The 15,845-nt window shown below is 64.8% G+C and carries 17 protein-coding genes; 10 read left to right on the top strand and 7 right to left on the bottom strand.

The genetic code is table 11. The features are described from left to right. Window positions 1-49: 49 nt before the first annotated feature. From hemF to NKI31_RS05170, 3 genes are all read left to right on the top strand, one after another. On the top strand, window positions 50-964 hold the full coding sequence (gene hemF / locus NKI31_RS05180; protein ID WP_352650692.1) for an oxygen-dependent coproporphyrinogen oxidase: 915 nt from the start codon (window positions 50-52) through the stop codon (window positions 962-964). 255 nt (window positions 965-1,219) lie between these two features. Continuing rightward, entirely contained in the window at window positions 1,220-1,480 is a 261-nt protein-coding gene (locus tag NKI31_RS05175; protein WP_023683686.1) for a DUF1344 domain-containing protein, read from the top strand. A 231-nt stretch (window positions 1,481-1,711) separates the two neighbouring features. Beyond that, the gene (locus tag NKI31_RS05170) at window positions 1,712-1,897 is read left to right on the top strand and encodes a DUF1059 domain-containing protein (protein ID WP_023670013.1); all 186 of its coding nucleotides are present in this window, start codon (window positions 1,712-1,714) and stop codon (window positions 1,895-1,897) included. A gap of 6 nt (window positions 1,898-1,903) precedes the next feature. Here NKI31_RS05170 and NKI31_RS05165 read toward each other — a convergent pair whose 3' ends face one another. The 3 genes from NKI31_RS05165 to NKI31_RS05155 are packed head-to-tail and all read right to left on the bottom strand — an operon-like array spanning window position 1,904 to window position 4,433. Further along, entirely contained in the window at window positions 1,904-3,175 is a 1,272-nt protein-coding gene (locus NKI31_RS05165; RefSeq protein ID WP_352459845.1) for a CCA tRNA nucleotidyltransferase, read from the bottom strand. Next, the gene (locus tag NKI31_RS05160; protein ID WP_023683684.1) at window positions 3,172-3,804 is read right to left on the bottom strand and encodes a CoA pyrophosphatase; all 633 of its coding nucleotides are present in this window, start codon (window positions 3,802-3,804) and stop codon (window positions 3,172-3,174) included. The genes NKI31_RS05165 and NKI31_RS05160 overlap by 4 nt, the downstream gene beginning before the upstream one ends. Beyond that, entirely contained in the window at window positions 3,804-4,433 is a 630-nt protein-coding gene (locus NKI31_RS05155; RefSeq protein ID WP_352650743.1) for a DUF1285 domain-containing protein, read from the bottom strand. The genes NKI31_RS05160 and NKI31_RS05155 overlap by 1 nt, the downstream gene beginning before the upstream one ends. A 144-nt stretch (window positions 4,434-4,577) precedes the next feature. Between NKI31_RS05155 and NKI31_RS05150 the strand changes: the two genes are divergently transcribed. From NKI31_RS05150 to NKI31_RS05135, 4 genes are read left to right on the top strand one after another with little or no spacing between them, the layout of a single operon-like run. Next, window positions 4,578-5,582 carry an AAA family ATPase gene (locus NKI31_RS05150; protein ID WP_352459844.1) on the top strand — a complete coding sequence of 335 codons (1,005 nt, stop codon included), beginning with the start codon at window positions 4,578-4,580 and terminating at the stop codon, window positions 5,580-5,582. After that, the gene (locus tag NKI31_RS05145) at window positions 5,582-6,496 is read left to right on the top strand and encodes a DUF58 domain-containing protein (protein ID WP_352650690.1); all 915 of its coding nucleotides are present in this window, start codon (window positions 5,582-5,584) and stop codon (window positions 6,494-6,496) included. Before NKI31_RS05150 ends, NKI31_RS05145 begins: the two co-directional genes overlap by 1 nt. Continuing rightward, window positions 6,493-9,318 carry a DUF4159 domain-containing protein gene (locus NKI31_RS05140; RefSeq protein ID WP_352650688.1) on the top strand — a complete coding sequence of 942 codons (2,826 nt, stop codon included), beginning with the start codon at window positions 6,493-6,495 and terminating at the stop codon, window positions 9,316-9,318. The genes NKI31_RS05145 and NKI31_RS05140 overlap by 4 nt, the downstream gene beginning before the upstream one ends. A gap of 4 nt (window positions 9,319-9,322) precedes the next feature. After that, window positions 9,323-11,407 carry a membrane protein gene (locus NKI31_RS05135; RefSeq protein ID WP_023806015.1) on the top strand — a complete coding sequence of 695 codons (2,085 nt, stop codon included), beginning with the start codon at window positions 9,323-9,325 and terminating at the stop codon, window positions 11,405-11,407. A 42-nt stretch (window positions 11,408-11,449) separates the two neighbouring features. Here the strand turns inward: NKI31_RS05135 and clpS are convergent, their stop codons facing one another. The 4 genes from clpS to NKI31_RS05115 all read right to left on the bottom strand — a co-directional run bounded on the left by clpS (window position 11,450) and on the right by NKI31_RS05115 (window position 12,962). Next, complete coding sequence (gene clpS, locus NKI31_RS05130) at window positions 11,450-11,755, bottom strand: ATP-dependent Clp protease adapter ClpS (protein ID WP_023670006.1); 306 nt, start codon at window positions 11,753-11,755, stop codon at window positions 11,450-11,452. A gap of 30 nt (window positions 11,756-11,785) precedes the next feature. Beyond that, window positions 11,786-12,235: a hypothetical protein gene (locus NKI31_RS05125; protein ID WP_352650686.1), complete on the bottom strand. Its 450-nt coding sequence runs from the start codon at window positions 12,233-12,235 to the stop codon at window positions 11,786-11,788. A 154-nt stretch (window positions 12,236-12,389) separates the two neighbouring features. Further along, the gene (locus tag NKI31_RS05120) at window positions 12,390-12,620 is read right to left on the bottom strand and encodes a hypothetical protein (RefSeq protein WP_023670004.1); all 231 of its coding nucleotides are present in this window, start codon (window positions 12,618-12,620) and stop codon (window positions 12,390-12,392) included. Between the two features lie 39 nt (window positions 12,621-12,659). After that, complete coding sequence (locus tag NKI31_RS05115; RefSeq protein WP_023817415.1) at window positions 12,660-12,962, bottom strand: hypothetical protein; 303 nt, start codon at window positions 12,960-12,962, stop codon at window positions 12,660-12,662. Window positions 12,963-13,220: 258 nt separating this feature from the next. On the opposite strand from NKI31_RS05115, the gene NKI31_RS05110 reads away from it, so the two are divergent. The 3 genes from NKI31_RS05110 (at window position 13,221) to NKI31_RS05100 (ending at window position 15,841) form a co-directional block, all read left to right on the top strand. Further along, entirely contained in the window at window positions 13,221-13,937 is a 717-nt protein-coding gene (locus NKI31_RS05110; RefSeq protein ID WP_023670002.1) for a response regulator, read from the top strand. Next, window positions 13,934-15,343: an ATP-binding protein gene (locus tag NKI31_RS05105; protein ID WP_023817412.1), complete on the top strand. Its 1,410-nt coding sequence runs from the start codon at window positions 13,934-13,936 to the stop codon at window positions 15,341-15,343. Before NKI31_RS05110 ends, NKI31_RS05105 begins: the two co-directional genes overlap by 4 nt. 93 nt (window positions 15,344-15,436) lie before the next feature. Then, entirely contained in the window at window positions 15,437-15,841 is a 405-nt protein-coding gene (locus tag NKI31_RS05100; protein WP_352650683.1) for a YciI family protein, read from the top strand. Window positions 15,842-15,845 lie beyond the last annotated feature (4 nt).

Raw genomic sequence — 15,845 nt, 5'->3', positions numbered from 1 at the left:
CAAATTCACTCCACTAGGTCCTTTGTCGGCCGCGACCGGAGACAGCATTTTGGAACGACCAGAAATACCGGCAGGCCTGCCACCCGACATCGAACAGAAGAAAATGAAGGCTAGGCTCTGGTTCGAGACGCTGCGCGAGCGCATTTGCACAACCTTCGAGCAGATCGAACAGGAACTGCAGGGACCGCTGGCCGAATGGTCGCCCGGCCGCTTCGAAAAGACGCCGTGGGAACGCGACCATGGCAAGGGCGGCGGCGGCGCCATGTCGATGATGCGCGGCCGCGTCTTCGAGAAGGTCGGCGTCCATACTTCGACCGTCTATGGCGAATTCTCGCCCGAATTCAGGAAGCAGATGCCCGGCGCCGAGGAAGACCCGAGCTTCTGGGCATCAGGCATTTCGTTGATCGCGCATCCCTGGAACCCCAACGTGCCGGCCGTGCACATGAACACCCGCATGGTCGTGACGTCGCGCCACTGGTTTGGCGGCGGCGCCGATCTGACGCCGGTGCTCGACCGCAACCGCACGGAAGATCACCCCGACACGGTCGCCTTCCATCGAGCCATGCAGTTCGCCTGCGAGAAGAACGCTGCGATCGCCGACCACCCCAAATTCAAGGCCTGGTGCGACGAGTATTTCTATCTGCCGCACCGCCACGAGCCGCGCGGCGTCGGCGGCATCTTTTTCGACTGGCTGCATTCGGGGGAGGAGAAAGGCGGCTGGAATGCCGATTTGAACTTCGTCCAGGATGTCGGGCGTTCTTTCCTTGTCGTCTACGGACACCTGGTTCGCGCCCATTTCAACGAGAACTGGACCGACGACGACCGCGACGAGCAGCTCATTCGCCGCGGCCGTTACGCAGAATTCAACTTGCTTCACGATCGCGGCACCATTTTCGGCCTGAAGACCGGGGGCAATGTCGCCTCGATCCTGTCCAGCCTGCCGCCGGAGGTCAGGTGGCCGTAAACTATCGGTGAGCGCAACGTGAGCCACAATGGCGTCCCATTCGCCGAATCTTGGGATGGAATGTGGCGCAGCGACTATCTTTTTCGTCTAATAGGCAGTTGGAATAAAACGACTATTTGTCGTTTCCGGGCCGGGAAGCGCCGGCGGTTCCCTTGAGAGCAATGAGGGGTGTCGCGACACGACGCTACCGGACGGCCCTGAACAAGGCGGAGCATTTTCCCAAACGAATGCCCGCATTTTCCAGGAGTACTTACCATGCGAAAGCTCATTGTATCGGCAACCGCCGCTGCACTTCTCGCTTCCGGCTCGATTGCCTTTGCCGCGGTCAAGCACACCACGGGCACGGTCAAGACCTATGATGGCACGGCCATGAGCCTTGTTCTGGACGATGGATCCACCTTCACGCTGCCCCAGACCTTCAAGGATCCAGGCTTGAAGGCCGGCGAAAAGGTCCGCGTTTCCTGGGACATGAGCGGCAAGAACAAGGTTGCCGAGTCCGTCAAGATCGTGAAGTGATGGGGACAAGACCGAACGGTCTTGCCTTGGCTTAGCCTGGCAAGAGGGGGCGGAGCAGCGCTGCTCCGCCTTTTCGCACCCACGGCAACCAAAACCGTCGAACCGTGTTATGCTAGCTCCCCCGTGCGTGCCCCCGAAACCGACTGCTGTGACAGGGCGCGGAACAGAGATGGCGGAGCTTCGTGTGCCCATGAGAGGCACAGGCTCCAAGGAGGAAAAGGAGAAAACCCCATGAAGGAATTCCATTGCGGCTCGCTGGTTCCCGGCTGTGAGTGGCACACCCGTGCCGGTGAGGAAGCCGAGGTCATGCGCCGCGCCGTCGACCATATGCGCGAGACACATGGCGAAACGGTCATTCGCGAGACGATGATCGAGGCGATCCGCTCGCGCATCGAGAAAGTTCGCGACGCGGCCTGAGCAGTCCTATCTGGCCTTCAAGGCTTCCGCGGCGCGCTCCAGCAGCGCGTCGCGATCGAGCGCAAAGCCGGACCCGATCCATTCCTTTTCCAGGTTTTTCAGGATCGCACCGAGTATTGGCCCCGGCGACGCGCCAAGCGCCGTCAGATCGCCGCCCTTGACTGGGAACACCGGTTTTTCCCATTTCAGCGCAAAAGCGAGCAGGCGCGAAAACCCGCCGGCCTGAACCAGCGCGTCATTGTCCTCGAGAGCCCGCGCTCGCGCCGACGCCAGCGACAGCCGCAGGCGATCGAGAAAACCCTGGCGCTCGCCGGAATAGAGTTTCTTGGCCAGTTCCGCTTCGCTTGTCTTGGGCTCGACGGCAGCCGTCAGCGCCCAGTGGCGCAGGCGCTCCGCCTCAGTGGTCGAAAGTTTCAGCCGCTCGGCCAGTGTCTTCATCCGCGCCGCATCGGGCGGCACGATCGCCTCCAGCCTGAGCAGCGGCTCCGGCGCCCAGCCCAGATCCTTCTCTGTCTTGGTCAGCCCATGAATGGCATCGATGCCCCATTTCTCGCTTTCCGGCAGGGCGCTGGTGAGCACGCCGGCCTGGCGCATCCACAGCAAGGCGCGCGACGGATCTGGGGCCGATAACAACTTCTTCAGCTCGGACCAGATGCGTTCGGCCGAGAGATGGGCAAGACCGTCCTTGAGCCGGGCGCAGGCCTTCAATCCCTCGGCATCGGGCCGACCCTCGCCATACCAGGCGAAAAAGCGGAAGAAACGCAGGATGCGCAGATAGTCTTCGCGGATCCGCTGCTCGGCATCGCCAATGAAGCGCAGCCTTCGTGCCTCGATATCGCCGACGCCGCCGACCAGGTCCACGACCGTCCCGTCAGCCTCCGCATAGAGCGCGTTGATGGTAAAATCGCGCCGTTCGGCGTCGGCCTTCCAGTCGCGGCCGAACGACACTTTGGCGCGGCGGCCATCGGTCTCGATGTCGGCGCGCAGCGTGGTGACCTCATAGGGCGCGCCGCCGGCAATCACCGTGATCGTGCCGTGCTCGATGCCGGTCGGCACCGCCTTGAAGCCCGCCGCCTCGGCGCGGCGAACGGTTTCCTCGGGCAGGCAAGTGGTAGCAACGTCGATATCGGCGACCGGCTGCCCAATCAGCGCATTGCGCACCGCGCCGCCCGCGATGCGGGCTTCCTCGCCGCCCTGCGCCAGCACGGCAAGCAGCCGCTGCAGATGCTTTTCACCCAGCCAGTCGGCTCTGCCCGCCAGCGATATCGGATCACTCAAGCATAGAGCCTTTCATAGAGCGTGCGGATGATGCCGGCGGTGACGCCCCAGATGCGCTGGCCGCCATAGGGCATATCGTAGAAGAACCATTCCAGGTCGTTCCACATGCGGCTGTCCCTGGTGTGGTTGGCCGGATCCATCAGGAACGAAAGCGGCACTTCGAAGGCGGCGTCGACCTCGTCGGAATTGAGCGACAGCGTAAAACCGGGCTCGACGATCGCCAGCACCGGCGCGATGCGATAGCCGCTGCCGGCGACATAATCGGGCATGCGGCCGATGATCTCGATGCGGTCATGGCCGAGGCCGATCTCCTCGAAGGTCTCGCGCAAGGCCGCTGCTTCCGGGGTCGCATCGGTGGGATCAATGGTGCCGCCGGGAAAAGCCACCTGCCCGGAATGGCTGCGCAGTTTTTCCGCCCGCTTGGTCAAAAGCACGGTCGCATCGCGTCCATGATCGACGACCGGGATCAGCACCGCGGCGTCGCGCAGCGCTTTGAGCTGCGTCAACCGTGGATGGCCGGGGTTGAAGCGATGATCGCCATAATCGTCGCCGGCATGGGCTTCAGCTTGCGCCGCGACCCGCGCGCGAAAATCCGCTGTGGAAAACGGCGGCGGCCTCACCTGATCCATCATGCGCTCAGCCGCTTCAGTTTTTCCGCCGGCATGATCGGATAGATTTCGCCTTTCGAGCGCACGGCAAACATCGTCTTGCCGCCGATATCGATCTCCTCGCCATGCTCGACCAGTTCGTACATCACCGGCCGCGCCACCAGCGCTTCCAGCCGCCCGCGCACCAGCACATAGGGTTTCAGGCCGCCGGTCTCGTTCTCGTCGACGAAGCGCAGCGGATGGCCAGGCCCGGCCTCGACGACATCGCCGACATTGGTGCGGAAAGTGATGGTCTGCTCGGCGCCGGCGCCGGAAACATCCATTTCAACCGCGATGAAAGGCGCGTCCACGACGCGGATGCCGACCCGTTCGACCGGCGTCACCAGATAGGTCCTGCCATCCTCGTCCTTGCGCAGCACGCTGGAAAACAGCTGCACCAACGGCATGCGGCCGATCGGCGTGCCGAGATAGAACCACGTTCCGTCTTGTTTGATCTCCATGTCTAGATCGCCGCAAAAGTCGGGATTCCAGCGCTCCACCGGCGCCGCGCCCTTGCCGGCGCGAGCCGCACGCGAGATCAACGCTTCGAGACCGCGCGCCTCGGTTGCGGCAGTAAGGCTGTGCCCGCGATGTTCGGAGCGTTCCGTCATGGTCACGAAATAGTCACTGTTGTTCCGCTTGTCAGCCTAAGTCTGTGATTTAAATTCATTCGTAGGCGCCAGGCGAAGCCGAATCGCGGCATTCTAAGGCACTACAGTGCAAGCCGGTACTTCCAGCACAAGGATCGATGCGGCATGAGCGTAATGGTCAAGGAAAGCCCAATCAGCGAAAAGGACATGATCGCCCAGGCCGAGACGGCGCTGGCCGATATTTCCAGGGTGCGCGACGGCGTCGGCCGTGTCATTTTCGGCCAGGAAGTGGTGGTCGAGCGCACGCTGGTGGCGCTGCTTGCCGGCGGCCATGCGCTGCTGGTCGGCGTGCCCGGCCTTGCCAAGACCAAACTGGTCGAAACGCTCGGTGTCGTGCTCGGCCTCGATTCGCGCCGCATCCAGTTCACGCCCGACCTGATGCCGTCCGACATTCTCGGCTCCGAAGTGATGGAGCAGGACGAGGCGGGAAAGCGCTCCTTCCGCTTCATCTCCGGCCCGATCTTCGCGCAATTGCTGATGGCCGACGAGATCAACCGCGCCTCGCCGCGCACCCAGTCGGCGCTGCTGCAGGCAATGCAGGAATATCACGTCACCATCGCCGGCATTCGCCACGACCTGCCCGCACCCTTCCATGTACTGGCGACGCAAAACCCGCTGGAGCAGGAAGGCACCTATCCCCTGCCCGAAGCGCAGCTCGACCGCTTCCTGATGCAGGTCGACATCCTTTATCCCGAAATCGAGGCTGAGCGGCGCATTCTGCTGGAGACCACCGGCATCGAGGACGCCAAGGCGCAAAACGTGCTGCAGCCGGCGCGGCTGAGGGAAATCCAGACGCTGATCCGCCGTATGCCGGTGCCCGAAAGCGTCGTCGACGCCATCCTCAAACTGGTGCGTTCGGCGCGTCCCGGCCAGGGCAATGCCGAGGCCGACAAGCATGTCGCCTGGGGTCCCGGCCCGCGCGCCAGCCAGGCGCTGACGCTGTGCGCCCGTGCGCGCGCGCTTTATGACGGGCGGCTGGCGCCGTCGGTGGACGACATCCGCGCGCTGGCCGAACCGGTGCTGCAGCACCGCATGGCGCTGACCTTTGCCGCCCGCGCCGAGGGCACGACCGTGCGCGACGTGGTAGCGAAACTGGCCAAAGGAATCTGATGGCGCGTATCGGCGAAGTCCAGGCACCGGCAGCGACGCGCGACGCGCTCGCCAGGGGCCGCTTGCGGGCTTCGCTGGTGCCGGACCTGCTGGTCGAGGCACGCCGTATCGTCAATACGGTAATTGCCGGCTGGCATGGCCGCCGCAAGCGCGGCATCGGCGAGAATTTCTGGCAGTTCCGCCCCTATGTCGAAGGCGATTCCTCGCGCATCGACTGGCGCCGTTCGGCCCGGGACGACCACACCTATGTGCGCGACCGCGAATGGGAAGCAGCCCACACGGTGTGGCTTTGGGCCGACCCATCGCCCTCCATGCTCTACAAATCGACTGGCGCCAGCGTTTCCAAGGAATCGCGCGCGCTGGTGCTGGCACTGGCCATGGCCGAATTGCTATCTCGCAGCGGCGAGCGCATCGCCTGGCCCGGCCTGACCGATCCGTTCACCGCCCGCAACGGAGCCGAGCGCATCGCGGCGCAATTGATGCACGCCGCCGACCCGCCGGCAAAGCCTGACCTGTCCGCCATCCGCCGCTTCTGCGACATCGTCGTCGTCAGCGATTTCCTCGACCCGGTCGAGGAGACCATGGAATGGCTCGATGTGCTGGCGCGGCATGGCGTGCGTGCGCATCTGATCGAGGTTGCCGACCCGGCGGAGGAGACCTTTCCCTATGCCGGCCGCACCGAATTCACCGATCCCGAGACCGGCGACAAGCTGACCGCCGGCCGCGCCGAAATGCTCGGCGACGAATATCGCCTGCTCTACACCGCCCGCCGCCAGGAGTTGGCCAGCTGGTGCAAGCGCCTCGGCTGGAGCTACACCGTCAACCACACCGACCGCCTCGCTTCCGAGGCGTTGGTGCGCATCCACATGGCGATGACCGTCGATGGCGCATTCGTGGGAAAGGCCGGCGCATGAGCTGGCTGCCGCTCTCCTTTGGCGCTCCCATGGTGTTGTGGGGCCTGCTGGCGCTGCCGGTGATCTGGTGGCTGCTCAGGCTCACACCGCCCAAGCCGCAGTCCGAAATCTTTCCGCCGCTGAAGATCCTCGCTCGCGTGCTGAAGCGCGAGGAAACGCCGCAGCAGAGCCCGTGGTGGCTGACGCTGCTGCGGCTGTTGATGGCAGCCCTTGTCGTCGCGGCATTAGCCGAACCCGTTTTCAATCCGCGCGAAAAATTGCCGGCCGAGGGCGCCGCCCTGGCGCTCGTCATCGACAATGACTGGGCGAGTGCCGCCGACTGGGGCAAGCGCGTCGCCACCGCCCAGCGGCTGATCGCCGATGCCGGTTCGAACGGCGTACCGGTCGTCATCGCCTTCACCGCCGAAAAGCCGAACGCCGAGATCGGCCCCTTCGATGCGGCGGCTGCCCTTGACCGCCTGCGCGCCGCCAAGCCGAGGCCGATTCCGACCGACCGACCCGCTGTCTATGCCCGCGTCGCCGGCGTGCTGGAAACCTTGCCCGGCGCCAGCGTTGCCGTTCTCGCCGACGGCCTTGCGGCAAAGGGCGACGAGGCCGCCTTCAACACACTGCTGTCGAAAAACGCCGCCCGTGTCGTCTGGGCCGATTCCGACCGGCTGGCGCTGACTGGGCTCACCGGCGCCGAGAACGAGGTCGACGGCTTCGCCCTGACCGCCATCCGCGCGCCCGGCGACCCGGCGCCGGCACAAGTCACCGCCGGCGCCTTCGACGACAAGGGCCGCCGCATCGCCGACGCGACGCTGACCTTCGCGCCGGGTGAGACCACCGCCACCGGCACGATGGCGGTGCCGTTCGAACTGCGCAACGACTTCGCCTCGATCGCGCTCGACGGCGAACGCCAGGCAGGTGCGGTGCGCGTGCTCGACGAAAGCTCCAAGCGCCGCCGCGTCGGACTTTTATCGCAGGCCGAGGCCGACCAAGCGCAGCCGCTTCTGTCGCCGCTCTATTACATCAGGCGCGCGCTGCAGCCTTTCGCCGATCTGGTCGAACCGTCGAGCGTCGATCTCGCCGACGCCATCCCGCAGCTTCTCGACCAGAAGCCGGCGATGATCGTCATGGCCGATATCGGTACCATTCCGCCACAGGTCCATCAGCGGCTGGTCGACTGGGTCGACAATGGCGGCACGCTGGTGCGCTTTGCCGGTTCGCGGCTGGCCGCCGCCGGCAATGACGATGATCTGTTGCCGGTCAGGCTGCGCACCGGCGAGCGCTCGCTTGGCGGCGCGCTGTCATGGACGACGCCACAAGCGGTGACCGAATTCCCGAAGAACGGCCCGTTCGCCGACCTCGCACCGCCGGCCGAGGTCACGGTGAGCCGGCAGGTGTTGGCCGAACCGACCCCGGACATCGTCGAACGCACCTGGGCAACCCTTGCCGATGGCACCCCGCTGGTGACCGGGTTGAAGAAGGGCAAGGGCACGCTGGTTCTGTTCCACATCACCCCGGAAGCGACGTGGTCGACGCTGCCGATCTCCGGCAGCTTCGTCGAGATGCTGCGGCGCATTGTGCAGCTGTCGCGCAACCAGGGTGCGGCGGTCGCCAACGCTGAAGCCGCTGCTACGTCGCTGGCGCCTTATCGCATGATAGCCGCCGACGGCACTTTGGTGCCGCCGACGCCGGACGCACGACCGCTGGTCCCCGGCGCCGGCTCGCTGCCGGTGACGTTCGAGAACCCGCCCGGCCTCTATGGCTCGGAAACCGGCGTTTTCGCCCACAATCTGCTCGACCCGGCCACCGCCTTCGCGCCGCTGGTGCGCCCGCAATTCACAGTGCCGGTGACCAATATCCAGTACGCTTTCGATGAATCGCGCGACCTCAAGGGATCGCTGGTCACAGCGGCACTTGTGCTTATGCTGCTCGACACGCTGGCGGTGTTCTGGATGGGCGGGCTGATCTCGCGCCGGCCGCGCCGCGCCCGCTCGGCTGCGGCAACGACGGCTGCGCTGCTGCTTGGCCTCGGCATGCTGTTTGGCCATGCCGACCTCGCCCGCGCCGACGATGCCAAGCCCGGCGATGCCGCGGCTATCGAGGATATTGCCAAGACCCGCATCGCCTATGTGCTGACCGGTGTGCCCGGTGACGATTCGATCAGCCGCGCCGGGCTCGAAGGCCTGACCCGCTTCCTGATCGAGAAGACCGCGCTCGAGCCGGGCGCGCCCGCGGGCGTCGATATCTCGAAGGACGAGCTTTCCTTCTATCCGCTGATCTACTGGCCGATCGATCCTTCCGCGCCGATGCCGAGCCAAGCCGCGATCGCCCGCATCGACGCCTATATGCAGCAGGGCGGCACGGTGCTGTTCGACACGCGCGACCAGTTCGCCAACGGCATCGGTGCGGATTCGGCGAGCCCGGCGACGGAACGGTTGCGCGACATTCTCGGCAATCTCAACGTGCCGCCGCTGGAGCCGGTGCCCGCCGACCATGTGCTGACCAAATCCTTCTTCATCCTGCCCGAATTTCCCGGCCGCTTCTCCGGCAGCCCGCTCTGGGTGGAAGCCTCGCTCGAGGCCAGCAATGCCGAGAATCGGCCGGTACGCGTCGGCGACGGCGTCTCGCCGATCCTGATCACCGCCAATGATTTTGCCGGCGCCTGGGCCGTCGACGAGAATGGTGACCCGCTTTTGCCGACCGTGCCATCGGATCCGATGCAGCGCATCTATGCGCTGCGCGCCGGCGTCAACATCATGATGTACATGCTGACCGGCAACTACAAATCCGACCAGGTGCACGTGCCGATCCTGCTCGAACGGCTGGGGCAGTAAGCCTATGAACTGGTCGGTTTCCTTCGAACCGCTGCTGTCCTGGCCCTTGCTGGCTTTGGTGCTCGCACCGCTGCTGGTGCTGGCGGCTGTCGGCTTGTGGTTTCGCCAGCGCGGCGCGATCTTCCGCTTCGCGGCGCTGATTGCGCTGGGCGCAGCACTCCTCAATCCGGTCTTCCTCGATGAGGAGCGCGAGGCGCTGAAGAGCGTCGTTGCCGTCATCGTCGACCGCAGCCAGAGCCAGGATATCGGCGACCGGACCAAACAGACCGACGAAGCGCTTGCCGGTTTGCAGCAGCGCCTTGGCCGCTTCAAGCAGTTCGACGTCCGCGTCGTCGAGGCCGGCAAGTCGGAAGCCGCCGACGAGCGCACCGAGACCAAGCTTTTTGCAGCGCTTGAAGGCGCCTTCCGCGACGTGCCGCCCTCGCGCATCGGTGGCGCCATCATGATCACCGATGGCGAGGTGCATGACGCACCGGCCGCCCCCGACTTCAATGCGCCGCTGCACGCGCTGATCACCGGCAACGAGCACGAGAAGGACCGCCGCATCCGCTTCGAGAACGCGCCGCGCTTCGGCCTCGTCGGCAAGCCGCTCGACATGACCTACCGCGTCATCGCCACCGACGGCGAAACCGGCCCGGTCGATGTCCGCGTCTCGGTCAATGGCGAGCAGGTCGCGGTCGAAGAGGCGACCATCGGCCAGGCGATGCCGCTGCAGGTGACCATCCCCGGCGCCGGCCGCAACATCGTCGAACTCTCCATTGACCGCGAGCCGGGCGAACTGACCGACGCCAACAACCGCGCCATCGCGCTGATCGACGGCATCCGCGAGAACTTGCGCGTGCTTTTGGTTTCCGGCGAACCGCATGCCGGCGAGCGCACCTGGCGCAATCTGCTGAAATCCGACGCCTCGGTCGATCTCGTCCATTTCACCATTCTGCGGCCGCCGGAAAAGCAGGACGGCACGCCGATCAACGAACTGTCGCTGATCGCCTTCCCGACCCGCGAGTTGTTCGTCGAGAAGATCAAGGATTTCGATCTCATCATATTCGACCGTTACCAGCACCGCGACGTGCTGCCGATCCTCTATTACGACTACATCTCCGAATACGTCGAAAAGGGCGGCGCGCTGCTGATCGCCGCCGGGCCGGAATATGCCGGCGACTCCTCGATTGCCCGCACCCCGCTAATGTCGTCGCTGCCGGCAATGCCGACCGGCGAAGTCATCGACAAGGCCTTCTATCCGCGCCTCACCGATCTCGGCCAGCGCCATCCGGTGACGCGCGGCCTCGACGGCTCGGCGACCGAGCCGCCGCGCTGGAGCCGCTGGTTCCGCACCATCGGCGTGCAGAACCCCGAAGGCGAAGTGGTGATGAAGGGCGCCGACAACCGCCCGCTGCTTCTGCTCGATCATAAGGGCGAAGGCCGCGTCGGCATGCTTCTGTCCGATCAGGGCTGGCTATGGGCGCGCGGCTTCGAGGGTGGCGGGCCGCATGTCCAGCTTTACCGCCGCATCGCCCACTGGCTGATGAAGGAACCTGAACTCGAGGAAGAGCGGCTGACCGCCGACGGCCGCGGCATGATGCTGGAAATCCGCCGCCAGACGATGAGCGACGATCCCGGCCCGGCGCAGGTGATCACCCCTTCGGGCAAGGCGCTGATCGTCAAGCTGGAGAAGTCCGAACCCGGCGTTTTCCTGGGCAGCATCGAGACCAAGGAGATCGGCCTCTACCAGATCGGCAATGGTGACCTGACCGCACTCGCCCATGTCGGCCCGGTCAACGCGCCGGAATTCTCCGACGTCGTCTCTACCGAGGACCGCTTGAAGGCTCCGACTGAGGCCACCGGCGGCAGCGTGCGCCGGCTGGCGGCCTCCTCCACCCTTGGCCAGCTCACCGGCAGCGTCGCCCTGCCCTCCATCGTCCCGGTCCGCGCCTCCGGTGCGGCCTCGGGCGCAGACTGGATCGGCCTGCGCAGCACCGACGACAGCGTGCTCAAAGCCGTCTCGCGCGTACCCCTGTTCGGCGGCTTCCTCGGCCTTTGCCTGCTGCTGCTGGCCATGGGCGCGATGTGGTACAGAGAGGGACGGTAAGGATCCCTTCTCCGTCACTATACGGGGAGAAAGACGCTCAACCTACTCCTCCGGCTCCGTCGTAAACAGCAGCGGGTACCCCTTGGCCTTGGCCGCGTCGACGGCCCGTGTCGCCTTGGTCTCGGCGACATCCCTGGTGAAGACGGCAACGACGCAAACGCCGAGCCGGTGCGCGGTGATCATCACCCGGTTAGCCTGGTCTTCGCTGAGCTTGAACTCGCCCTTCAGCACCGTCACCACGAATTCGCGCGGCGTAAAATCGTCATTGATGAGGATGACCTTGTAGAGCTTCGGCCGCTCGGTCCGCGGCTTGGTCTTGGTGCGGGGTTTGGAACTGATTTCAGGCATCGGGAACCGGTATCGCGCGAGGGGTCGCTCTCACTTTGTCATGGGGGAAAGCCGTCGTCCATTTTGATCGGCGCGCCAAACCGGCTTCCCGGAAGTGCTGCCGTTCACAAATTTAGGAACTGTACGCTGCGGTTCAACGGCCCTGGCGGTCGGCGACGCGACGAGCTGGAATTGCCGTGCGCTGGATGCCGCATCGGGCCTTGATCCGGCCGCCTTGTATTCGACCCAGGCGACCGCGAGCCAGCCGAAGAAGCAGGCCAGCGCCGCGCCGGTGATCACGGTCAGCAGCAGGCTTTGCCATGGTGTGATGTATTGCCAGCTGCTGGAGATTGCCGGTGCAAACAGCGACGGCTCCGTGCGCCCGCTCACCGGATCGGGCACCGGGCTGGCGGTGAACTGGATCAGCACCCTGACCATGGCCGAGGCCACAAGGCCGCCGATGGCCATCGAGCGCAGAATGGATGAAAGCCGCTTCTTCATGCGGGCTATCCTACCGGACCGGCATTGCAAACGGGTTAAAGTCCTGGGTGGCCGGCACCCATTAACGGGTAATCATGCTCTCACACGACAAGGCCGCTCCAGCCGGGGGGTGCTGGAGCGGCCTTGTTACAGACAAACCTGTTGGCTGTCTGGATCAGGCCTTCGGGGCGTCCGTCTTGACGACCTTCTTTGCCTTCTTGTGCTTCTTGACCGGCTTCTTGGCGACGACCTTCTTCACCGGGGGCTTGGCGGTCGTGGTCGCCGGAGCGGTGGTGGTGGAAGCAGCCGGAGCAGCGGTCGTGGTGGCAGCGGCATTGCCCAGAGCCGGCATCGCGAAAGCGAGAGCGACGGCGAGACCGGTGGCGGAGAGGATGGACTTTTTCATGGCTTCATTTCCTTCTTTGTGCGGGTCGAGTTTCGAGTGTCACTGAACCGGGTCGATCGGTGTCACTCCAAGCAGCTTCAAAGCGTTCGCGAGCATCCGGATACCCTGTGCCTGTTTCTTGTTGGCGCAGAACCGGTTTCCCTTTCTTTGCAGTGCTTTCGCCGCGGTGACCTGCGTTGCCGCGGCATGGGTTTCGAGGGCTTCGTCTACCTGGCGATTGAGATCGATGCAGCGCTCGCTCCTTGTGATCGGCGTCACCTTTGCGGTTGTGGCTCCGACCGCGGCTGTGACGAGCGAAATGCTGAGCAGCGCACCCATCAAGCTGGTCGTGAACCTGTGCATCGGTAATGTCCGTTACTCCGGAGTCTTCGCGTCGCAGCCGATGTCCTGACCGCCACGGCACCCTTTATGCCCTTGATTTTTTTCGGGAGTTTTTCCGGACTATAGAATTTTGTTTCTGGATTGTTTCTGGCAAATCGGCTTTGCGGGCGATCATCGCCGCTGGCCAACATGTGGCCAGAATTCTATCGTGTGGGTGACGTCACAGAAGCAGACTCAGAAGGCAGCCGCCGACCGGCCGCCAGCAATGACAGGATCGCCGTGAAATCCGATGCGCACATACTGATCGTCGACGACGACAAGGGCATTCGCGACCTGCTTCAGGAATTCTTCCAGAAGCGCGGCCTGCGCACCACGGTTGCCGCCGACGGCGTCGAGATGGAAGACATACTGCGCCGCACGCAGGTAGACCTGATCGTGCTCGATGTGATGCTGCCGGGAAAGAGCGGGCTGGAGCTCTGCCGCGACCTGCGCGCCAGCTACTCGACGCCGATCATCATGCTGACGGCGGTGACCGAGACCACCGACCGCGTCGTCGGCCTGGAGATGGGCGCCGACGACTATGTGCCCAAACCCTTCGATCCGCGCGAGCTGCTGGCCCGTATCCGCGCCGTTTTGAGGCGCAATGGTGCTGCCGAGCCGAAGCGCGCCACCACCAAGCAGATCTATCATTTCGCCGGCTGGACGATGGACTGCTCGCGCCGCCGGCTGATGGCGCCGGGCGATGTCAGGGTCGAGCTGACGATGGCGGAGTTCAACCTGTTGCAGACCTTCGTCAAAAGCGCGCAGCGAGTGCTCACCCGCGACCAGCTCATCGAGCTTTCCGGCGGGGACAGCGACTATTCCTTCGATCGCAGCATCGACATCCTGGTCAGCCGTCTCAGGCGCAAGATGGAAGACGACCCCAAGACGCCGAAACTGATCCTGACCGTGCGCAGCGGCGGCTACCAGTTCCTGCCCGAGACCACCTCCGAATGAGACGTTTCCTGCCGCAAACCCTGCCGGTCTGGGTCTTGCTCATTGTCATTGCCGGCCTGCTGATCAGCCAGGTCGCCACGCTCTATATCGTCTCGCGCGACCGTGCCGTCGCCAATGACGAGGTCGATCTCTACCGGCTGAACGATCGCGCCTATTCGCTGGTGCAGCTGATGCATGACGACACGCCGGAGCAGCGCAAGCTGACGGCCTCCGGTCTGTTCAACGCCACCTATGCGCTGACCGTGTCGGACACGCCCGCGGTCACCTCGTCGATCGCCGGCGACGACGAACTGGCCGAACTCGAGGACATCCTGGTCGGGCGGCTGTCGAAATTCGGCATCACCGACGCCCGCGTCCGGCGCGATCCGGCAACCCAGGCAGCCAACGCGCCTGGCGGTGTGGCCGTGACCAAGGATGTCGGCGCGGTGGAGCGTGACCTGTTATCGCTGGCGGCCAGCTTCGCCCAGAGCGACAAGCTGACGGCATCTGTCCGCTTCGCCGACGGCCAATGGCTGAATTTCACCGAGCCCAACACGCCGGTCGGACCGATATTGAGTTTCGACAGCCTGCCGCTCTATTCGCTGATCGCGGCCCTGGTGGTGATCATGTCGATCTGGTCGCTACGCCGGCTGACGGCGCCCTATCGGATGATGGAAACGGCGGTCAACCGGATCGGCACGGATCTGAAGAGCCCGCCGATCGCCGAGACCGGCAGCCGCGAAATCCGCGCCGCGGCCAAAGCCGTGAACGCCATGCAGGTCCGGCTGCGCGACTATGTCGAGGACCGCGAACATCTGGCCGCCGCGCTCGCCCACGATCTGCGCACGCCGCTGACCCGCATGCGGCTGCGCCTCGAACTGTTGCGCAGATCGACGGCGCGCGAGGCGCTCGCCCACGACCTCGCCGACATCGAGAGCATCGCCAGCTCCGTCATCGACTTCGCCACCTTCGAAGTCACCGAGGAGAAGCGCGAGCGGATCGATTTCTGGTCGCTAGTGGAATCGATCGCCGACAGTTTCGAGGACGTCACGTTCGACCATGACGGCGCCAGGCCGCGTGGCATGATCTGCATGGCGCGGCCGGTGGCGCTCAAGCGCTGCGTCAACAATCTGGTCCAGAATGCCGTGACCTACGGCAAGAAAGCCCATGTCAGCCTGCGGCAGTCGGACGGCACGGTCACGCTGGTTATCCGCGACGAGGGGCCGGGCATACCGCAGGCGCAGCTCGACCAGGTGTTCGGTTCCTTCGTGCGGCTGGAGCAATCGCGCAACCGCCAGACCGGCGGCCTCGGCCTCGGCCTGACCATTGCCCGCAACATTGCGCGTGCCGCCGGCGGCGATGTCAACCTGTCCAACCATCCCCGCGGCGGCCTGCTGACGGAGCTCAGCCTGCCGCTGGCGGCATAAGGCAGCAGACTAGCGTCTCGATGGGCTTCCGGGCTGGATCAGCCAACCCAACCTTGCAATAGTGCGGCCGCTCGAGCAGGAGGAGATCGCCGCATGTTTTACGCCATCCTGGCCTATCACGTCGAACAGACCATCCAGTCCCTGACGCCGCAGCAGGATGCGGCGCTGATGCACGACCTGCTCGAAGTCAACGCCAGGCTGACCCGCGAAGGCAAGCTTGGGCCGGCGGCAAGACTGGGCGCGACCGCCGACGCCGTCACGCTGCGCGGTCCGGGCGAAGGCATCGTCATCGACGGGCCGTTTGCCGAGACCAAGGAACAATTGCTGGGTCTTTATGTCCTCGACTGCGCCACGCAGGAGGCGGCGATTGCGGCTGCGCGCGACTTGCGCAGCGTGAATCCCTCGGCAGTCTACGAAATCCGGCCGATCACATTTTACCTTCCCGGCGTGACGTTTCCCGCTACGGAGGGCGATTTAAAGGAGGCCGCCAGCGGCTGAGAAC

Origin of the sequence: Mesorhizobium sp. M0659 (assembly GCF_040320605.1) — a bacterium.
In the GTDB taxonomy this organism is placed as follows: domain Bacteria; phylum Pseudomonadota; class Alphaproteobacteria; order Rhizobiales; family Rhizobiaceae; genus Mesorhizobium.
The sequence above is the reverse complement of the archived record's forward strand: the minus strand, read 5'-3'. Positions and strand labels throughout refer to the sequence as shown.

Bases quoted from the DNA above. Each gene is read 5' to 3' on its own strand.
- NKI31_RS05175 (WP_023683686.1), top strand. From the start codon at position 1,220: ATGCGAAAGCTCATTGTATCGGCAACCGCCGCTGCACTTCTCGCTTCC.
- NKI31_RS05170 (WP_023670013.1), top strand. From the start codon at position 1,712: ATGAAGGAATTCCATTGCGGCTCGCTGGTTCCCGGCTGTGAGTGGCAC.
- NKI31_RS05160 (WP_023683684.1), bottom strand. From the start codon at position 3,804: ATGGATCAGGTGAGGCCGCCGCCGTTTTCCACAGCGGATTTTCGCGCG.
- NKI31_RS05155 (WP_352650743.1), bottom strand. From the start codon at position 4,433: ATGACGGAACGCTCCGAACATCGCGGGCACAGCCTTACTGCCGCAACC.
- NKI31_RS05150 (WP_352459844.1), top strand. From the start codon at position 4,578: ATGAGCGTAATGGTCAAGGAAAGCCCAATCAGCGAAAAGGACATGATC.
- NKI31_RS05145 (WP_352650690.1), top strand. From the start codon at position 5,582: ATGGCGCGTATCGGCGAAGTCCAGGCACCGGCAGCGACGCGCGACGCG.
- NKI31_RS05140 (WP_352650688.1), top strand. From the start codon at position 6,493: ATGAGCTGGCTGCCGCTCTCCTTTGGCGCTCCCATGGTGTTGTGGGGC.
- NKI31_RS05135 (WP_023806015.1), top strand. From the start codon at position 9,323: ATGAACTGGTCGGTTTCCTTCGAACCGCTGCTGTCCTGGCCCTTGCTG.
- clpS (WP_023670006.1), bottom strand. From the start codon at position 11,755: ATGCCTGAAATCAGTTCCAAACCCCGCACCAAGACCAAGCCGCGGACC.
- NKI31_RS05125 (WP_352650686.1), bottom strand. From the start codon at position 12,235: ATGAAGAAGCGGCTTTCATCCATTCTGCGCTCGATGGCCATCGGCGGC.
- NKI31_RS05120 (WP_023670004.1), bottom strand. From the start codon at position 12,620: ATGAAAAAGTCCATCCTCTCCGCCACCGGTCTCGCCGTCGCTCTCGCT.
- NKI31_RS05115 (WP_023817415.1), bottom strand. From the start codon at position 12,962: ATGCACAGGTTCACGACCAGCTTGATGGGTGCGCTGCTCAGCATTTCG.
- NKI31_RS05105 (WP_023817412.1), top strand. From the start codon at position 13,934: ATGAGACGTTTCCTGCCGCAAACCCTGCCGGTCTGGGTCTTGCTCATT.
- NKI31_RS05100 (WP_352650683.1), top strand. From the start codon at position 15,437: ATGTTTTACGCCATCCTGGCCTATCACGTCGAACAGACCATCCAGTCC.